General features: G+C 45.0%; 13 protein-coding genes. 5 read left to right on the forward strand and 8 right to left on the reverse strand.

Annotated features, from left to right (window positions below):
- Nucleotides 1-186 precede the first annotated feature (186 nt).
- A complete protein-coding gene (pssA, locus tag FJ444_RS20335) occupies nucleotides 187-1068 on the reverse strand; it encodes a CDP-diacylglycerol--serine O-phosphatidyltransferase (RefSeq protein ID WP_140961620.1) in 882 nt (293 codons plus the stop codon).
- Nucleotides 1069-1405: 337 nt separating this feature from the next.
- Between pssA and xdp1 the strand changes: the two genes are divergently transcribed.
- Both xdp1 and prsT read left to right on the forward strand, forming a co-directional pair.
- Nucleotides 1406-2332 (forward strand): exosortase-dependent surface protein XDP1, encoded by a 927-nt coding sequence (gene xdp1 / locus FJ444_RS20345; RefSeq protein WP_140961624.1) that lies wholly within the window; start codon nucleotides 1406-1408, stop codon nucleotides 2330-2332.
- A gap of 93 nt (nucleotides 2333-2425) precedes the next feature.
- Nucleotides 2426-5215 carry an XrtA/PEP-CTERM system TPR-repeat protein PrsT gene (gene prsT, locus FJ444_RS20350; RefSeq protein ID WP_140961626.1) on the forward strand — a complete coding sequence of 930 codons (2790 nt, stop codon included), beginning with the start codon at nucleotides 2426-2428 and terminating at the stop codon, nucleotides 5213-5215.
- Nucleotides 5216-5281: 66 nt separating this feature from the next.
- Here the strand turns inward: prsT and clpB are convergent, their stop codons facing one another.
- From clpB to rluD, 3 genes are all read right to left on the reverse strand, one after another.
- Nucleotides 5282-7852: an ATP-dependent chaperone ClpB gene (clpB, locus tag FJ444_RS20355; RefSeq protein WP_140961628.1), complete on the reverse strand. Its 2571-nt coding sequence runs from the start codon at nucleotides 7850-7852 to the stop codon at nucleotides 5282-5284.
- A gap of 123 nt (nucleotides 7853-7975) precedes the next feature.
- Entirely contained in the window at nucleotides 7976-8725 is a 750-nt protein-coding gene (pgeF, locus tag FJ444_RS20360; protein WP_255439369.1) for a peptidoglycan editing factor PgeF, read from the reverse strand.
- Nucleotides 8715-9698, reverse strand: a complete 984-nt coding sequence (rluD, locus tag FJ444_RS20365; RefSeq protein ID WP_140961630.1) for a 23S rRNA pseudouridine(1911/1915/1917) synthase RluD — start codon at nucleotides 9696-9698, stop codon at nucleotides 8715-8717. Before rluD ends, pgeF begins: the two co-directional genes overlap by 11 nt.
- Nucleotides 9699-9865: 167 nt before the next feature.
- Here rluD and FJ444_RS20370 point away from each other — a divergent pair, with 167 nt between their 5' ends.
- Nucleotides 9866-10630 (forward strand): outer membrane protein assembly factor BamD, encoded by a 765-nt coding sequence (locus tag FJ444_RS20370; RefSeq protein WP_140961632.1) that lies wholly within the window; start codon nucleotides 9866-9868, stop codon nucleotides 10628-10630.
- 123 nt (nucleotides 10631-10753) lie between these two features.
- On the opposite strand, the gene FJ444_RS20375 is transcribed toward FJ444_RS20370, so the two are convergent.
- The 4 genes from FJ444_RS20375 to FJ444_RS20390 form a co-directional block, all read right to left on the reverse strand.
- Nucleotides 10754-13141 (reverse strand): bifunctional diguanylate cyclase/phosphodiesterase, encoded by a 2388-nt coding sequence (locus FJ444_RS20375; protein ID WP_181405252.1) that lies wholly within the window; start codon nucleotides 13139-13141, stop codon nucleotides 10754-10756.
- A 456-nt stretch (nucleotides 13142-13597) separates the two neighbouring features.
- Complete coding sequence (locus FJ444_RS20380; protein ID WP_140961636.1) at nucleotides 13598-14272, reverse strand: ChrR family anti-sigma-E factor; 675 nt, start codon at nucleotides 14270-14272, stop codon at nucleotides 13598-13600.
- Nucleotides 14265-14876, reverse strand: coding sequence for a sigma-70 family RNA polymerase sigma factor (locus FJ444_RS20385; protein ID WP_140961638.1), 612 nt, complete (start codon nucleotides 14874-14876; stop codon nucleotides 14265-14267). Before FJ444_RS20385 ends, FJ444_RS20380 begins: the two co-directional genes overlap by 8 nt.
- 70 nt (nucleotides 14877-14946) lie before the next feature.
- A complete protein-coding gene (locus tag FJ444_RS20390; RefSeq protein WP_140961640.1) occupies nucleotides 14947-15522 on the reverse strand; it encodes an LON peptidase substrate-binding domain-containing protein in 576 nt (191 codons plus the stop codon).
- A 171-nt stretch (nucleotides 15523-15693) separates the two neighbouring features.
- On the opposite strand from FJ444_RS20390, the gene FJ444_RS20395 reads away from it, so the two are divergent.
- A complete protein-coding gene (locus tag FJ444_RS20395; protein WP_140961642.1) occupies nucleotides 15694-16125 on the forward strand; it encodes a nuclear transport factor 2 family protein in 432 nt (143 codons plus the stop codon).
- On the forward strand, nucleotides 16122-16835 hold the full coding sequence (locus FJ444_RS20400) for an SDR family NAD(P)-dependent oxidoreductase (protein WP_140961644.1): 714 nt from the start codon (nucleotides 16122-16124) through the stop codon (nucleotides 16833-16835). The genes FJ444_RS20395 and FJ444_RS20400 overlap by 4 nt, the downstream gene beginning before the upstream one ends.
- Nucleotides 16836-16846: the final 11 nt, after the last annotated feature.

Genomic DNA, 16846 nt, shown 5'->3' on the forward strand with positions numbered 1-16846 from the left:
ACCGCTTCACATAAGGCTTTCGCTTTATGCCGGGAAGTTGCTTTTCGGCGTTCCCCGTTGAAGTGGGGCGCATTTTACGCATCCTGAAATTAACGTCAACAGCTATTTTAAAAAAACATAAAAAAACGCGACCGTTTGGTCGCGTTTTATACAAATCAGCCAACATCGTTCAATTTACAATCAACTTTATTGGTTTGATGAACCTTTTACTTCTTTATTCTGAACTGCTGATGCACTTTCTTGAGAATCTATTGTACTTTCACTTTCAGCTGATTCGCCATTTTCTGCTTTTACTTTTTGTGACTCAGCATTATTAAAATCGGCATCGTCGATTTGATCACCCACCACATCATTCAGCGTCACTTTGTCGACGGTTCTAAATGTATTGATTGGTCCGGCCATCGCGTACAAAGCAAATACTATAAACAGTACAAGAGCGGGTTCAGTTGCTACAACAATAAATACCAGCAATATGAGTAACAATGCTACGAATGGTACTTTCCCGTGCCAGTTCACTTCTTTAAAGCTGTTATATTTGAAGTTACTTACCATTAATAACCCTGCAAGGCCGGTAATAAGTGCCACAATAATACCAATACTGTTACCATCTATACCGTACTCAACACCCAGCCAAACAAATCCACTCACCACAGCAGCGGCTGCCGGACTGGCTAAGCCCTGGAAGTAACGCTTATCTGCAATGCCAATTTGAGTGTTAAATCGGGCCAGTCTTAATGCTGCACCAGCTACATATATAAAGGCGGCAAACCAACCAAACTTACCAAGCTCACTTAAGCCCCAGTTATAAGCAACCAACGCAGGCGCCATACCAAATGACACCATGTCAGCCATAGAATCATATTCCGCACCAAAATCACTTTGCGTATTGGTGATCCTGGCAACACGTCCATCCAGACCATCGAAAATCATGGCTACAAATATCGCTACTGCTGCCGCTTCAAATTTACCATTCATGGAAGATACAATGGCAAAGAAGCCCGAGAAGAGTCCGGCGGTAGTTAACAGGTTAGGTAATAAATAAATACCTTTGCGTTTACTTTCTGTCATAGGGGTCCCTAGTGATAAATTCCGTCACATTATTCCATACTCTTTATGGAGTTGCCTTTAGATTTTTACATCCCCGCCAGTTAAACAATAACAGGGTATTAAGCACCATACCTTAAAGCGTCACGTGTTCGTTTAGTATTCACGTTAACTAACTGCTGATGGAATCGCCATGTTGAAGTGCTTTCTCATCAACGGACTGTCAATATTCTTTACATTACAGTAAATTATACTGACACAACACGTCTTATCCTTCTGTAAATTATGGATATTTTATTTTGGTCCGCATTTTGCTTTACTGCTATAGCAAGAATGTGTTGTTTTAATGAGGAAGTAGTATATGTGGTATTCTCTTAGGAAAACCGCACTGTATATCGGTACGCTAAGCGTGCTGTTATCTGGTGCTGCAATGGCAACAGGAAGCCATAGTTCAGGTGGTAGTTCCTGTTCAACAAGTGGTGGTAGCCAACCGTCTACGCCTGTATGCGATAGTTGGGGTGATGCTCTCATTTATGATCTTTACCTTGAATCTACCAACAGCGAAAATGTTGATTACGGCTGGACTACAACTGGTAGTTCTGTAGTAATCGATGGTGTTGGTATCAAGGTTTCAGGCTGGTCTGATACTGGGGACGCAGCAGGAACTGATGCAACTGTTGAAGAAGCAAATTTTGTTGATGCTGGTCCATGGTATAATTCTGCGACCAATACAACCGGTTATGGCATGTACAATGCTGATGAAATCAGCTTTGACCGAGTAGGTGACTATCACGCGATAGATAACTATGGAAATTGGGACGATACCGACATGGTGTTGTTGTCTTTTTCTGAAGCAGTGTCTTTAACTGGTGCGACTTTTAGTTGGGCCGAAAATAATGGTGTTGAACAAGAAGTAACAGCTGTTGGCTTAACCGATATTTCGGCACTTACTGGTGGAAATTCAACCTGGGCATCTATTGCATCGTCTTTCGTGGCAGCGAACACGGCTGGTAGTTTCATCATAGAAAAATGTGATGATGTATTTCAATCTACTTTTACCACTACTGGAACAGCCCAGTACTGGCTGGTTGGTGCATACAACGCAGCTTTCGCCTATGTTGATGGATTTAAGAAGAACGATGCATTCAAACTTGCTTCGATTGGCTTCACCAAAGAAACCAAAGATGACAACACTGGTGGTTCAGAACCAGTAAATGCACCAGGTACTTTTGCTCTGCTGATCCTTGCTGGCGCATACGCTGGATGGCGTCGTAAGCAACAAGCGTAACAGCACAATCCCAGTTCTTATTATTAAAGGTGGCATTTGCCACCTTTTTTGTACACAATCTTAATCATCGATCTGAAAACTATACAAATAATTATGCGCATTCTTCAGGTTCCACTGTTAACCATTGGTATTTTATCGTCTTCCCATTTGCTGGCCAGTTCAGAGGATGATTATGAAAAGGCCCTTAAAGCCTATAATCTCGCTCAATATGATGAAGCTTTTATTCATTTGAAGAACAGCCTGAAACAGGATGGAGACAATCTGGCTGCGAAGATATTGATGGGAAAAATTCTGCTGATTAACGGCTATTTAGCTGCCGCTGAAGCAGAATTTTACGAATCACTTGATCAGGGTGCTGATATAAACATAGTGGCTGAGCCACTTGGCAATGCGCTGCTATTCCAAAACAAATACGAAAAGGTGATTAATTTAACCGAAGCCGATAAATTGGTTGGCGAACAGAAAGTAAAATGGCTGCAAATAAGAGCCAGTGCCTGTATCAGGCTGAACCGCTTCGACTGCGCAGTAAAAGCGTATAATGATAGTCTGGCTATCCAGCCCGGCTATACTCAAAGCTTAAATGGCCTTGCCTCCGTTGCTTTGTTTGAAGAACGCTTCACTGATGCAAAATCTTTTTTAGACAAGGCCTTTGAAACCACTCAGGACGATGCAACCAGTTGGCGGTTAAAAGGTCAGTTAGCACATGCTCAGGGCGATTTTGATACTGCCATAGACAGTTTGCAACGGGCGCTAAAATTAAATCCGGAAGATCCCAATACACTTCGCAAACTTGCTGATATTTATCTTGAAAGTAACGACTACGACAGCGCGCGTGCGTTCGTGGATGAAATCATTGGAAAAACGCCAAATGATCCGCTGGCGATCCTGCTGAGCAGTTGGCTTGAAAGTAAAGACAAAGAAAAGCTGGTTAGTAACGAAAAGCTCGAACAATTGAACGAAATTATGAGCAGCCTGGCACCCGAAATCATTGCTGAGCAACCCGTGTTACTTTACATCAGTGGTTTAACCGCATTTTTCCATGGAAATACCGAACAAGCCGCAAAAGACTTTTCACAATATTTGTTGAAGAAGCCGAATGATATTCAGGCCATCGTGTTATTGGCGCGCACATATCTGCTTACCCAGCAAAACAAGCAGGCTATGCTGTTGCTGGAGAAACACGAAGACAAATTATTAGACAATATGGATGCTTCTTTGTTGTTGGGCGATTTGTATTTAAAACAAAACCGGGCGTTTAAAGCACAAAAGTTAGTTGACGATCTGGTAGACAAATATCCAACCGACTCCAAGGTAAAACTCTTTCAGATACGCTTAATGGCAGCAAGGGGTAAACAACAGGAAGCGCTCGCTTATCTGGATCAGAATTACCCACAGAACAGTAAAAATATTACCTTCCTGTTTACTTACAGCATGATGAAATTACAAGCCGAACAGGAACTGGATGCGCTGCAAGGCGCAGAAGCCATGCTGGCTATTTATCCGGAAGAACCGGAGTTTCTGAACTTAAAAGCCGGTATTCTCATTCGATTGAAACGCTACGACGAAGCACTGGATGTGTTATCGCTAGCCCTCGATAAAGATCCAACGTTATTTGCAGGCAAGTTTAACCGCGCCGCAATTTTAAGCAGAAAGCGTGACTTTGAAGGTTCAAATGCATTAATTGAGGAATTGCTTTCTCTGTCACCAAAGCATCCACAAACGTTGCTGTTAAAGGCGCATAATCTTGTTGAACTTAACAACATAGAAAAAGCAATAAACCTATACAACGACATATTGGTGCTCAACACCGGTTACAGTTATGCAAGGTATGAATTAGCTAAATTGCATGAGCGTATCAGAGACTTTGATCAGGCTATTTATCATGTGGATCGCTTGTTGGTTGAGGACTTCGATAATCCTGAGTACCTGTTGTTTAAGGCGTCAGTGTACATTCAGAAGCGCAATGTACTGGAAGCACAAAAGACCCTGTCTATCGTTACGCACTTTACGCAAAACTCTATTGAATTCTTAATTCAGCAGAGTCAGCTTCAACAGGCTGTTGGTGATAACGAAGCTGCGTTAGCTTCTCTGCAACGCGCAATTGAACTCGCTCCGGACAGCACAGCAATTAAACTTGATAAGATTCGCCTGCATATTCAAACGCGGGAACTGGAGACGGCCAAATCCATGCTTGTTGCCCTGGCAAAGGACAACAAAGACAACCCCAATTACTGGTTAATTCAGGCCATGTATGACGATGCAACTGAATCACGGGATAAAGCCACAGCAAGTTTAAAACGCGCATTGGAATTAGACAGAAACTTCCATAAAGCGCTGTTAATGCTGCATAACCTTGCGATTATAGGGAATGATAAACAAACGTTTGTTACCGAAGCGGAAAAAGTAATAGCTGCCTCGCCTAAAAATGTACTGGCGACAAATCTACTGGCGCAGTTCCATTTCATACAGCAAAATTTTGAACAAGCATCCATTCTGTACAATCAGTTACTTGAGCAGGAAACTACCTTTAATAAAGCAGAAGTGCTGAATAAACTTGCGATCATGCAGTTAGACAGCAACCTCAATCAGGCTGAAACCTATATTAAACAAGCATTTGAGCTGAATGAAAGCAGCCCGGATATTCTGGATACCTATGGATGGATTTTAGTGCAAACAAATAAGCTGGAAGAAGGACTTGGATTGTTGCGTCGTGCCTTTGCCCGAGATGCTAACAATCCTGAAATTCGTTATCACATTGGATACGCGTTGGTTAAACTGGACAGATACGAAGAAGCGATTGAAGAGCTTACTCAGGCAGTAGAAGTGAATCGCCCGTTTTACAACCGGCAAAAGGCCCGTGAGCTGCTTGAGTCAATCAGATAGTATTGTTATAAAAACGAAAACGCCGGCTTGAGTACGCCGGCGTTTTTATTTTGAGCCCTGAATGGATCAGATAATCAGCAGGTTATCGCCATCTACATCTATTCGAATAGTAGATTCTGGCATTATTGTCCCTGCTAATAATTGCTGGGCCAGCGGGTTTTCAATCTGGGTTTGAATAGCCCGTTTCAGCGGTCTTGCACCAAATACCGGATCGAATCCGGCATCGGCAAGTTTATCCATGGCCGACGCTGACAATTCCAGTTTGTAGCCTTTATCAGCTAAACGTGCCCGTAGTGACGCCAACTGGATTTTAGCAATCGACTTAATCTGCTCTTTACCCAGCGGGTGGAATACCACGATGTCATCAACCCGGTTAATAAACTCAGGCCGGAAATGCTGCCCTACTACGCTCATTACCATCGACTTCATTTCGTCGTACTGACTTTCCTGATGCTTGTCCTGAATGATATCCGAGCCTAAATTAGAGGTCATGATCACAACAGTATTTTTAAAATCGACCGTGCGTCCTTGTCCATCGGTTAAACGCCCGTCATCCAGCACCTGAAGCAGAATATTAAACACGTCCGGATGCGCTTTTTCAACTTCATCCAACAGAATAACTGAGTACGGCTTGCGACGTACGGCTTCGGTAAGATACCCACCTTCTTCGTAACCTACATAACCAGGAGGCGCACCAACTAGTCTTGCAACAGAGTGCTTCTCCATAAATTCAGACATATCAATGCGGATCATGGCATCTTCAGTATCGAACATAAAACCCGCAAGTGACTTACACAGTTCAGTTTTACCTACCCCGGTTGGCCCCAGGAAGAGGAACGAACCGATTGGGCGATTCGGATCAGCGAGACCTGCCCGTGAACGTCGAATGGCATTCGATACAGCGGTTACTGCTTCTTGCTGTCCGACTACGCGTTTGTGCAGCACGTCTTCCATGCGAAGCAACTTGTCGCGCTCACCTTCGAGCATTTTGGCTACCGGTATGCCAGTCCATTTAGACAGTACCTCGGCAATTTCCGCATCCGTTACTTTATTCTTTAACAACAAGGTTTCGCGGGTTTCGTTTTCTGCGGCTTTCTCGAGCTTCATTTCTAACTCGGGAATACGGCCATACTGCAACTCAGACATGCGATTTAAATCAGACGCACGACGCGCAATTTCTAAATCCAGCTTGGCTTGTTCCAATTCAGATTTAATGGATTGCGTGCCCTGCATGGCTTCTTTTTCGTCTTTCCAGATTTTCTCCAGTTCCGAAAACTTCAGCTCAGCCTGTTCACGCTCCAGTTCGATCATTTCTAACCGCTTATGGCTGGCATCGTCGGTTTCTTTGGCAAGCGCTTGTTCTTCCAGCTTCCACTGGATAATTCTACGTTCCAGACGATCCATTTCTTCTGGCTTGGAGTCAATTTGCAAGCGAATGCTTGAGGCAGCTTCGTCAATCAAATCAATGGCTTTATCAGGTAACTGGCGATCGCTGATGTAGCGATGAGACAAGGTCGCGGCTGCTACAATGGCCGGATCGGTAATGTCTACTGAATGGTGAAGTTCATAACGCTCTTTCAAGCCACGCAGAATAGCAATAGTGTCTTCAACACTTGGTTCATTTACCAGCACTTTCTGGAAACGGCGCTCCAGCGCCGCGTCTTTTTCAATGTATTGGCGATATTCATCCAGTGTCGTTGCGCCTACGCAGTGTAATTCGCCACGCGCCAGTGCGGGTTTCAACATGTTGCCTGCATCCATCGCACCGTCTGATTTACCCGCCCCCACCATTGTGTGAAGTTCGTCGATGAACAAAATAACCCGGCCTTCTTCCTTAGAGAGTTCATTCAATACCGCTTTTAAACGTTCTTCAAACTCACCCCGGTATTTAGCACCGGCTACCAGCGCGCCCATATCGAGTGACAACACGCGCTTGTTCTTTAGTCCCTCTGGCACTTCACCATTAATGATCCGTTGTGCTAACCCTTCCACAATGGCCGTTTTACCCACACCAGGCTCACCAATCAGCACCGGATTATTCTTAGTACGGCGCTGTAGTACCTGAATCGTTCTGCGTATCTCATCATCGCGGCCGATTACCGGATCTAACTTACCTTGCTCGGCTCGTTCGGTGAGGTCTGTGGTAAATTTTTCCAAAGCCTGGCGCACGTCTTCCGCGTTCGGGTCGGTTACCTTCTGACCACCACGCATCGTATCAATGGCTTTTTCAATTTTTTCTTTTGTGATCCCCAGCGACTTAAGCATATCGCCGAGCCGGCCTTTATCCTGAATGGCGGCCAGAACAAAGATTTCAGACGTGATGTAATCGTCTTTGCGTTGCTGTGCAATCTTGTCGCACAGGTTTAGCAGCACTACTGATTCTTTACCCAACTGAACATCACCACCGATGCCATCTACTCTTGGCAGGCGATCAATAGCTTCAGCAAGGGCTGAACGCAGCGCATTAACGTTAATATTGGCCGAGTCCAGTAATAAACGCACCGAACCACCCTGTTGATTCAGTAATGCGGTCATTAAATGTACTGGCTCGATGAACTGATGATCTCTGCCCAATGCAAGAGACTGCGCATCAGAGATCGCAATCTGGAACTTGCTGGTAAATCTGTCTAAACGCATAAAACCTCTTTAACAGTGCGTAAAAAACCTTGCTTCATTTATGGGTATGACAGAAACAAGATTCAAGCTGACTGCGCAAAAATACGGCAATTTATTGCGCTAGCGCAAATTTTTTAGGGCTGACTAAAACGAAGCTGACAGCCCGATAACGCTGACAATTCGTCCCGTTTGGGATTCACCTGCATGACATGCCCGGCGATGAGAAAAGAAAAGAGAAGATTGTTGATAAGTACATAGCTGTGACAGCGAAATATGCCCTACCCCTGCCTGTTCACACTGCAACTGGGCAATACGTGGCAAATCCAGGTAACATTTCGTTGATTTGTGGTGCGGCAGGATAGCGTCGGAAAATTCAGTAAAGTGACCAGCCATGCTGATATCCACCTCATAGCAGTGCGCACTGATCGCCGGCCCAATCCAGGCTTGCAACACGCCAGGCTCAACATTCATAGCATTAATGGTATTGCTAATAATTCCCTGTGCGAGCCCTCTCCATCCTGCATGAATGGCAGCAACAACGGTAGCGTTGTTATCGCATAATAACACAGGCACACAATCGGCGGTCATTACCGCACAAAACGATTGGCTATCCCGGGCAATCGCGGCGTCGCCGTCATGCTGAACCGATGGCAATTCAATCACAGCACTGCTATGCGTTTGATTAAGCCAGTGGATCCGATCTGCAAACGGTAACAAACCACGATTTTTGCTTACCGCGTCGGCACTGTCGCCGACGTGGTTTCCTACATTCATCGAATCAAACGGCGCAAGGCTTGCACCGCCAATACGGGTAGTACAATAGGCAACCACGCCACGGGGCGTTTGCCATTGCGGGAAAACCAGCGGTGTTTGACTGTTCAGCTTAGAATTCATCGATACCATAGATTTTGGTGTCTTCTCTAACCGAAGCAATCAAATTAACCATATCTTGCGGAAGCGGTGCCTGCCAGGTCATCCACTCATCTGTACTTGGGTGATACAGCGAAAGCTGGGCTGCATGCAGTGCCTGGCGATTAAAACCCCGCAAAGTATCGGCAAAACTTTCACTTGCGCCTTTGGGTAAACGCAATCGCCCGCCATAAGCAGGATCACCCACCAATGGATGTTTAATGTGCGCCATATGCACGCGGATCTGGTGGGTACGACCGGTTTCCAGCTTTAATCTCAAATGAGTATGCATGCGAAACTTTTCGATGACACGATAATGCGTTACCGCAGGTTTACCCATTTCCCGAACAGCCATGAGAGTGCGCTTGGTTGCGTGTCGCCCAATTGGGGCATCCACAAACCCACCCGCTACCATAGTGCCCATTACCAGGGCCTCATACTCTCGGCTCATTACCCTTGACTGCAACTGATCCACCAGGTGCGTTTGCGCTGGTAGCGTTTTAGCAACAACCATCAAACCCGTTGTGTCTTTATCCAGTCGGTGAACAATGCCGGCCCGCGGTATTTTGTCGATCCCCGGTACGTGCGCGAGTAAAGCATTAAGCAAGGTACCATCGTGATTGCCCGCACCAGGATGCACAACCAAATCAGTTGGCTTGTTAATGATCAGAATATCGTCATCTTCGTACACGATATCGAGCTCAATGGGCTGAGCTTCATTCACTACCTGCTGCTCGATTTCGGCCTCTACCGAAATCACTTCGTCACCGGTCATTTTTTGACGCGGCACAGTGCAAGGCACGCCGTTAATCGACACATTCCCGGCTAAAATCCATTCTTTTAGCTTTGATCGTGAATAATCGGGGAACAAATCAGCAACAACCTGATCTAACCGCATACCAAAATGTTGAAATTCAGTATTCGCTGATAATGAAATTTGTGAACTTTGTTGTACCATAACCGCCTAAAACAGGAACGCAAAGTGCAGATTATAACAAGGTTTACCGCACTTGGCGGTTTTCTTTTGGTGTTTATGTGGTGTTTGCGTGCAAGTGCGTTAAAATACCGAAAATTTACTGTACGCAATGCAGTAGCGAATAAAACGGATCAGGAAAAAGAAGTACTATGAAAATTACCCGTTGTATTGCACCACTGATGCTGGGCGCCATTGTTAGCCTGGCTGGATGTTCGTCTTCAGATAAAGAAGAGCAGGTGGTCAACGCGAACCTGGATGCGCAATCTCTGTACGACAGAGCACGTGAAAGTATGGAAAACGGCAACTTTGCTGCAGCAGCAGCTTCGTTAAGCGCTCTGGATTCGCGCTTTCCGTTTGGCCCGTTGTCTCATCAGGTACAGCTCGATTTAATATTCAGTTATTACAAATCCGGTAAGGCCGATCAAACGCTGGCCACCATCGATCGATTCATTCGGTTGAACCCGAATCATGCAGACGTGGATTATGCCTTTTATATGCGCGGCTTAACCAATATGGAAGCCGACAATAACTTGTTCCAGGAATTGGTAGGTATAGATAATACCGATCGCGATCCCACTAAGTCTAAGCAAGCGTTTGATGATTTCCGCAGGCTGATTCAGCAGTATCCCGACAGCAAGTATGCCTCCGACGCCCGTCAGCGCATGGTTTACATTAAGAATCGCCTGGCTAAATACGAGGTGGCGATTGCCCGCTTCTATATGCGCAGAGAAGCCTATATTGCCGCTGCAAACCGTGGAAAATATATTCTTGAGAATTACCCGGATTCTAACCAGGTGCAACAGGCGTTGGAGATTATGGTGGAATGCTATGATCAGTTGAAACTGACAGATCTTAAAGATAATGCTATGAAAACCTTAAAACTCAACTTCCCGAACAGTGAGTTTATTGGTTAATTATTGCTAATTTCCCCATTACAAACGCCCTGTCGATTCTCGCCAGGGCGTTTTTGCTTCTGCTATAAGAACCGTTTGTTTTCAAAAACAAATCATAGAACTCTATGCAATTGAGCCAGGCAATTATTCGCGCACAGGGTATAACCTGCAAAATTCAATGAACTCTCCCACTGGCAAAGGCTTGCTGTACAAAAATCCCTGTACCTTCTGGCATTGCTCAGCAGCCAGAAACGCGGCCTGTTCTGTTGTTTCAACCCCCTCGGCTACAATTTCACAACCCAGTTCCCTGCCCATTTGAATAATACTTCGCGTGAGTGCGCAACTTGATGATTCCTTGGGGATTTGAGCGATAAAACTTTTATCAATTTTCAATACATCAAAGGGCAACGTGTTTAGATAGGCCAATGAAGAATACCCCGTACCAAAGTCATCCAAGGCCAACGAAAAACCCGCCTGTTTAAAACTAGTTAGCGATTGCGTATCCATATCCAACAATGCATTCTCTGTTAACTCCAGCTCAAATTGCGTGGCAACCAGCCCGTGAGCAGTTAATAGATTCAAAAGATCACTAAGAAGTAATGAATCTGACATATCCCTGGCCGATAGATTGACTGCAATAATTAGTTTATCTCTCAGCGCAGCTGGCATCTGAATAAGCGCTTCACAGGCCTTTGCAAATACCACCCGGGTAAGGGCACTCATTAAGCCAGCACTTTCAGCTACCGGGATAAAGATATCCGGCGTTATCCATCCCAGTGCTTTGCTCTGCCATCGGGCTAACACTTCTGCGCCGGTAATATGGTTAGCATGCAACGAAATTTGTGGCTGCCAATACACTTCAATTTCATTCTCGGTTAACGCCTCACGAAGCGCAGTTTCAAGTTGCAGGGATTGGCGCCGTGAGTCTGTCATGCCTTGCTTGTAAAGTTTGATATTGCCCTTGCCGAGCCCTTTAGCCCAATAGAGCGCCGTGTCAGCTTGTTGATATATCGTCTTAACATCCTTCGCATGCTGAGGATATACACTGATGCCAATACAACAATTAAGGGGCACCAGGTTTTGCTCGTCTAATCTGAAAGGTTTGCTTGCCTCGCGACGTACGGCCTCTGCCAGTTCCTGAGCATGATCCACTGACGACAAGGAATGGGTCCAGATGGCAAACTCATCGCCACCAATACGAAACAGACGGCCTTTACCCAGTAAGCAGAATGATAGTCTGTGCGTAAAATCCAGTAGTAATTCATCACCAGCAACATGGCCAAAACTGTCATTGATTTGTTTAAAGTTATCTAAATCAACAATGAGTAACGCTTTGCATATCCCGCCACTGAACGGCTGCAGATCTTTAGCCAGCACATTGTGTAACTGACGCCGATTCGGCAGCGCTGTTAACACATCATGATTCGCCAGAAAGCGTAACTCTTCCCGGGCATGCACCAGTTCAGAGATCTCAGTCAGCGAAAGCGTAAAATGGGATATACCGCCAATTCTATCGATTACTGGCACCAGATTGAGCATGCCATAACGCCGCATCTCTGGTGAAGACCAGTGAATCTCTCCACTCCAACTCTCACCAGATTGCAGAGTTTGTTGCGCAATTTTTCCTGTTTCCGGCGATAAAAATCGTTCCAGTAACTTCTCATTACGCAGTACGCCCTGGTCAGCAGACACAGGATTAACCATATTAACAAGCGCACAATTAGCGTCCACAACAGCAAAATCCATATTCAAAATGGCAATACCTTCACGACTGGTTTCGAACACGGTTTTTGCCTGTCTCAATTGCTGTTCGCGCCGGTCCATTTTTTCAACTATGTCTTTACCGCTCGTAAGCAAGAGGTTCCAGTCTAATAAAGGCTCTTGCACCACTCTTTCCATGCGTTGGCGGCTAAGCAGTAAAAATGTAAATAAGAACAGCCCATAGGTGCAGCCTATGAGTACCTTGCCACTGAAATTGCCAATAATGAGTTCAAAGGTTTCGCTTTGTACACCAAACGCCAACAGAGGAAACAGAATACCATCAGCTATAATTACCAATATAAAGCTCAAGCTGTATGCCAGGCTCAACATTGCGTGCCCTTTAATTTTATATTTGAAACGGTCAAACATAAAAATCAGCAGATAGAGCTCAATGATGATAAGCACTGCACCCAAAATAATTAACGGAATCGACAATTCGAACAAGGTATCAGGTACATCTAACGCATTGATCACCCGGTCGGCCTGAAGGGTTTTCACCACAATGGCAAACAACAGCACTTTAAAAATACCAACGGTGAATACCAGTCGCATAATATTCTGCAAAATAAACACATCGCGCTCTAAAAAAGTCAGGAGCACACATGCCATCATAAAGCCACCATACGCAATGGTGCCGCCAGATAACTTTATGCTATTGAAGAGTTCTATTGAAAAAACAGCGCCAAGAAACCCGCCCATTAACAAGACCAGGCTGACATATATATACAGCGAAACGCGACGAATATGCGGATTCTTCTCCAGTGATAACACTGTAGGGAATGCACAAAAGAGTATAACTTGAAATAAAAAGTGGCTAACCATGCCAACAAACCCACTACAAGCAGGTTGTTAGCATAGCAGAAATTCGCAAACTTGATTACTTAATGTGCTAGGGCGTGTTGATCTTTGCTGTATGATTTTTCAGCAGTCTGTGCGACGTTTATACAATGAAGCGCAAGTGAAGTGTAGTCAACTACATGAACTTGGGCTGAAGCAGTAGAAATGTTGGACAGGCGCTGCCCGAAGGGTTCGCTCCAGGTGTCCACCGCTCTTTGTTGCATGCTCTTGATTCAGAACCACTGCACCTGCGAACATGCGCCGCGATCGCTGAACACCTAGAACGAACAAAATTAACACAGCAAAGATCAACACGCCCTAGTAAACAACGGAGTTGTTTTTAAGAGGAAGGCTTAAATACAGCAGCAAACCAGTGCGTTATACACTGGTTTACCGGAAAAAAAGATGGCTGAACGGGTTCAACAACCGCGCCAGACCCGAGGTAAAATGCAGTGGCTGGTCGACAATACTGAACACCAAACACCCCTCTGGTGCGTCAGATCGAGGCGCATGGGTATGATCGCCTGTCATGTATATTAAGTCGCCAGAATCATAATCGTTTAAACCATCTGAAAATTCGCCGTTAATCACTAACGTCATCTCAGAGCCTCTATGAGTATGTTCGGGTACCGTGCCGCCCTTTTCGATATAGATAAAGTTAGCTACGCCGTCGATACCAAGATCTACAGGTGCTTGCCACAATTTACCCACTAAAGAAGACCAGTTGCCCTTCTTCTTTACCAAGCGATGCAGTGTTTTGGGCAATTCAAAAGTTTTACCGTCGAGTTCAATAGCCGTTGAATTCCTGCGCGCCTTAATTTGCGATGCACGTTCTGCTGCGGGCTGCTGTGTGATGCTTGCCAGCATTGCATCGAAGTCTGGATCATAGCTTTGCACTGCTTGTTCTATTTCAGTGTTGGCATAATCTGCAGTCATCATCTCGACCCGGCTTTGACAGCGAGCGCACATATCACAGTGGGCAGATATCATGAGCGACTCGACCGGAGACAAGGTTCCCTTAACAAACTGCTGTAAATGTTCGGGGGTTGGATGAAACTTAATCATATTCGCTCAACATACCTTTTAATCGTTGCAATGCCAATCGGGTGCGTGATTTAACTGTACCCAACGGAATGTCCAGCTCGTCAGCAATTTCCTGCTGCGATTTGCCATCGATGTAAATTGCCTGAATCACCACTTTTTGCTTTTCCGGCAACTCGTTAAATAAAAGTTCTATCTGGTCCAGTGTAACCTGCTCATCCAGACTGGTTTCATTTTGATCGGGTGTTTGCTCGCACAACACAGGCCACAAATCATCAGCGCAAATGTCTTCTTTTCGGCTCTGCAGTTTCCGTAGCATATCGAAACGAATATTTCTGGCAATGGTAAAAATCCAGGTTGAAGGCGACCCTTTTTCAGAATCAAATAAATGCGCTTTTTGCCACACATTGGACATTGTGTCCTGCACTAACTCCATTGCCAGCGCTTCATTGCCTAACTGTCTAAGTGCATACGAACGCAGGCGCGGGGCGAAATACCCAAAAACACGGGAAAAAGAAGCCTTGCATCGCGTCTCGGCAACCTTAATGAGATACTGCGACATTTCTACCGCACACTCTTTTGGCTCTATCGCACTATTTTCATGTTCCAATGGAATTCCAACAAGCATATATGTTCCTGTCAGCAAATTACGACTATGGTATTTTTACTGACAGGTGCAATAAAAAGATCACATAATTTTATTGAACCAGCTCACAAATATAATTTAGCACTTTATCGCAATTTTTCTCGCCTAAAAACGCCTGTTTATTCGCAGCGTCAACGGGCAGTAATTCTAACCAGCGGTAAATAACCCAGATGGGATCGCTAAACTTTAGTTCTGGATACAGCCGGGCTATTTCCGGATATCTATCGTAAATCAATTCAAGCTTGTTGCGAAGCGGTGTTATTTTTTCTTCTTCAATTGCGCATCGCCAGTCGTTGATCTCTGCACATTCGCCAATACGAAGACCATCGGCCTGCGTCTGCACGCTTTGGACACTCACACAACACAAGCCTTCTACTTTAATGCCAAGCAACCCATCGTCCAGTAAATCGAAGTCAACGATCTTGCACAATGTACCGATGGGAAAAATGTGATTATTCGATGCCTGATCACCCCGGGAGTTGAGCATGCACAGTACGAAAAAGCCGTTATTCGCGCAGGCTTCTTTTACCATGCGAACATAGCGAGGCTCAAAAATTCGCAATGCCATGTGTCCACCAGGCAACAGATGCGCAGATAACGGGAACAAGGGAATATTGTGGTATTGCATAGGCCTTAGAAACGTTAGTTTGTTGCCGCTTTTACGAACTATTGAACGGTTTGGATCTGCTTTTGCCTTAAAATATCACACAATTGCAGAAAGAATTCGTATGCGATAAAAAAAGTGATCTGCTACTGTTTAAAGCATGTATTAAAGGCAAACATTTCAAGTGATTAAGTCATGTCATTCCAAACACGCTTCACTCAATTCTATGCTGACCTTGCGAACGTCGACATTGACGATCTGGATACCATATATCACCCAGAGACAGTGTTTAAAGATCCGATAGCAACGCATACAGGAATTGAAAGTGTTAAACGCTATTTTGGTCACTTGCTGGATTCCACCCGAGAATGTCGTTTCGAGATCCACCATTTTGCTGAATTTGCTGCACAACAGTCTGAGTATGATGCGATAGTTGAATGGACTATGCACTTAGTCCTAAATAACGCAAATTCACCTATTCACGTCGACGGGGTATCACTACTTAAATTGAAAAACGAGCGGGTGATTTACCACAGAGATTACTACGATATGGGGGAAATGGTTTACGAACACATCCCCATTCTGAAGCGTGTGATCCTCTATATCAAAAAGCGACTGACAAAATGAAAACAATTCTGGTTACGGGTGCCACGTCCGGCATAGGAAAAGCCTTTGCCCTTTATGCAGCGCGCAGTGGTTACTGCGTTATTGCCTGCGGCAGAAATCCACAGGTGCTGGCCGAACTCAGTGCCGAAAATAATATAAACACACTGCAATTTGATGTAACCAATACAGATCAAACCAACCAGGCATTGTCGTCTGTTGCGTTTGATATCGCGGTATTAAACGCAGGCACCTGCGAGTATGTAGATTTACCAGTGTTTGAACCAGCCATGTTCCGACGCGTGTTTGACGTGAATTTTTTCGGCATCGTAAACTGCATTCATGCTCTGCTTCCACAATGTCAAAGAGGGCACCAACTGGTGATCATCGATTCGATGGCCAGATTATTGCCTTTTACGCGCAGTGAAGCCTACGGCGCAAGTAAAGCGGCAGTGCACTACTTATCGCAAAGTCTGAGTGTGGATTTAAAAGATAAAGGCATTATTGTACAGAGTGTGTCGCCCGGGTTTGTCGAAACACCACTTACCGACAAAAATGACTTTGAAATGCCGATGAAAATTACAGCAAGTGAAGCAGCGGTAACACTATTGAAATGCATAGAAGCCAGGCAACAGGCGATTTATTTTCCCACGGTATTTGGCTTAATTCTGCGAACGCTTAGCCATTTACCCCAGCGCGTTAAACGCTGGATTGCATCCAAATTACAACAATAACGGCGACATAT

It is taken from the genome of Aestuariibacter sp. GS-14 (assembly GCF_006494365.1).
Classification (GTDB): Bacteria; Pseudomonadota; Gammaproteobacteria; order Enterobacterales; family Alteromonadaceae; genus Alteromonas; species Alteromonas mangrovi.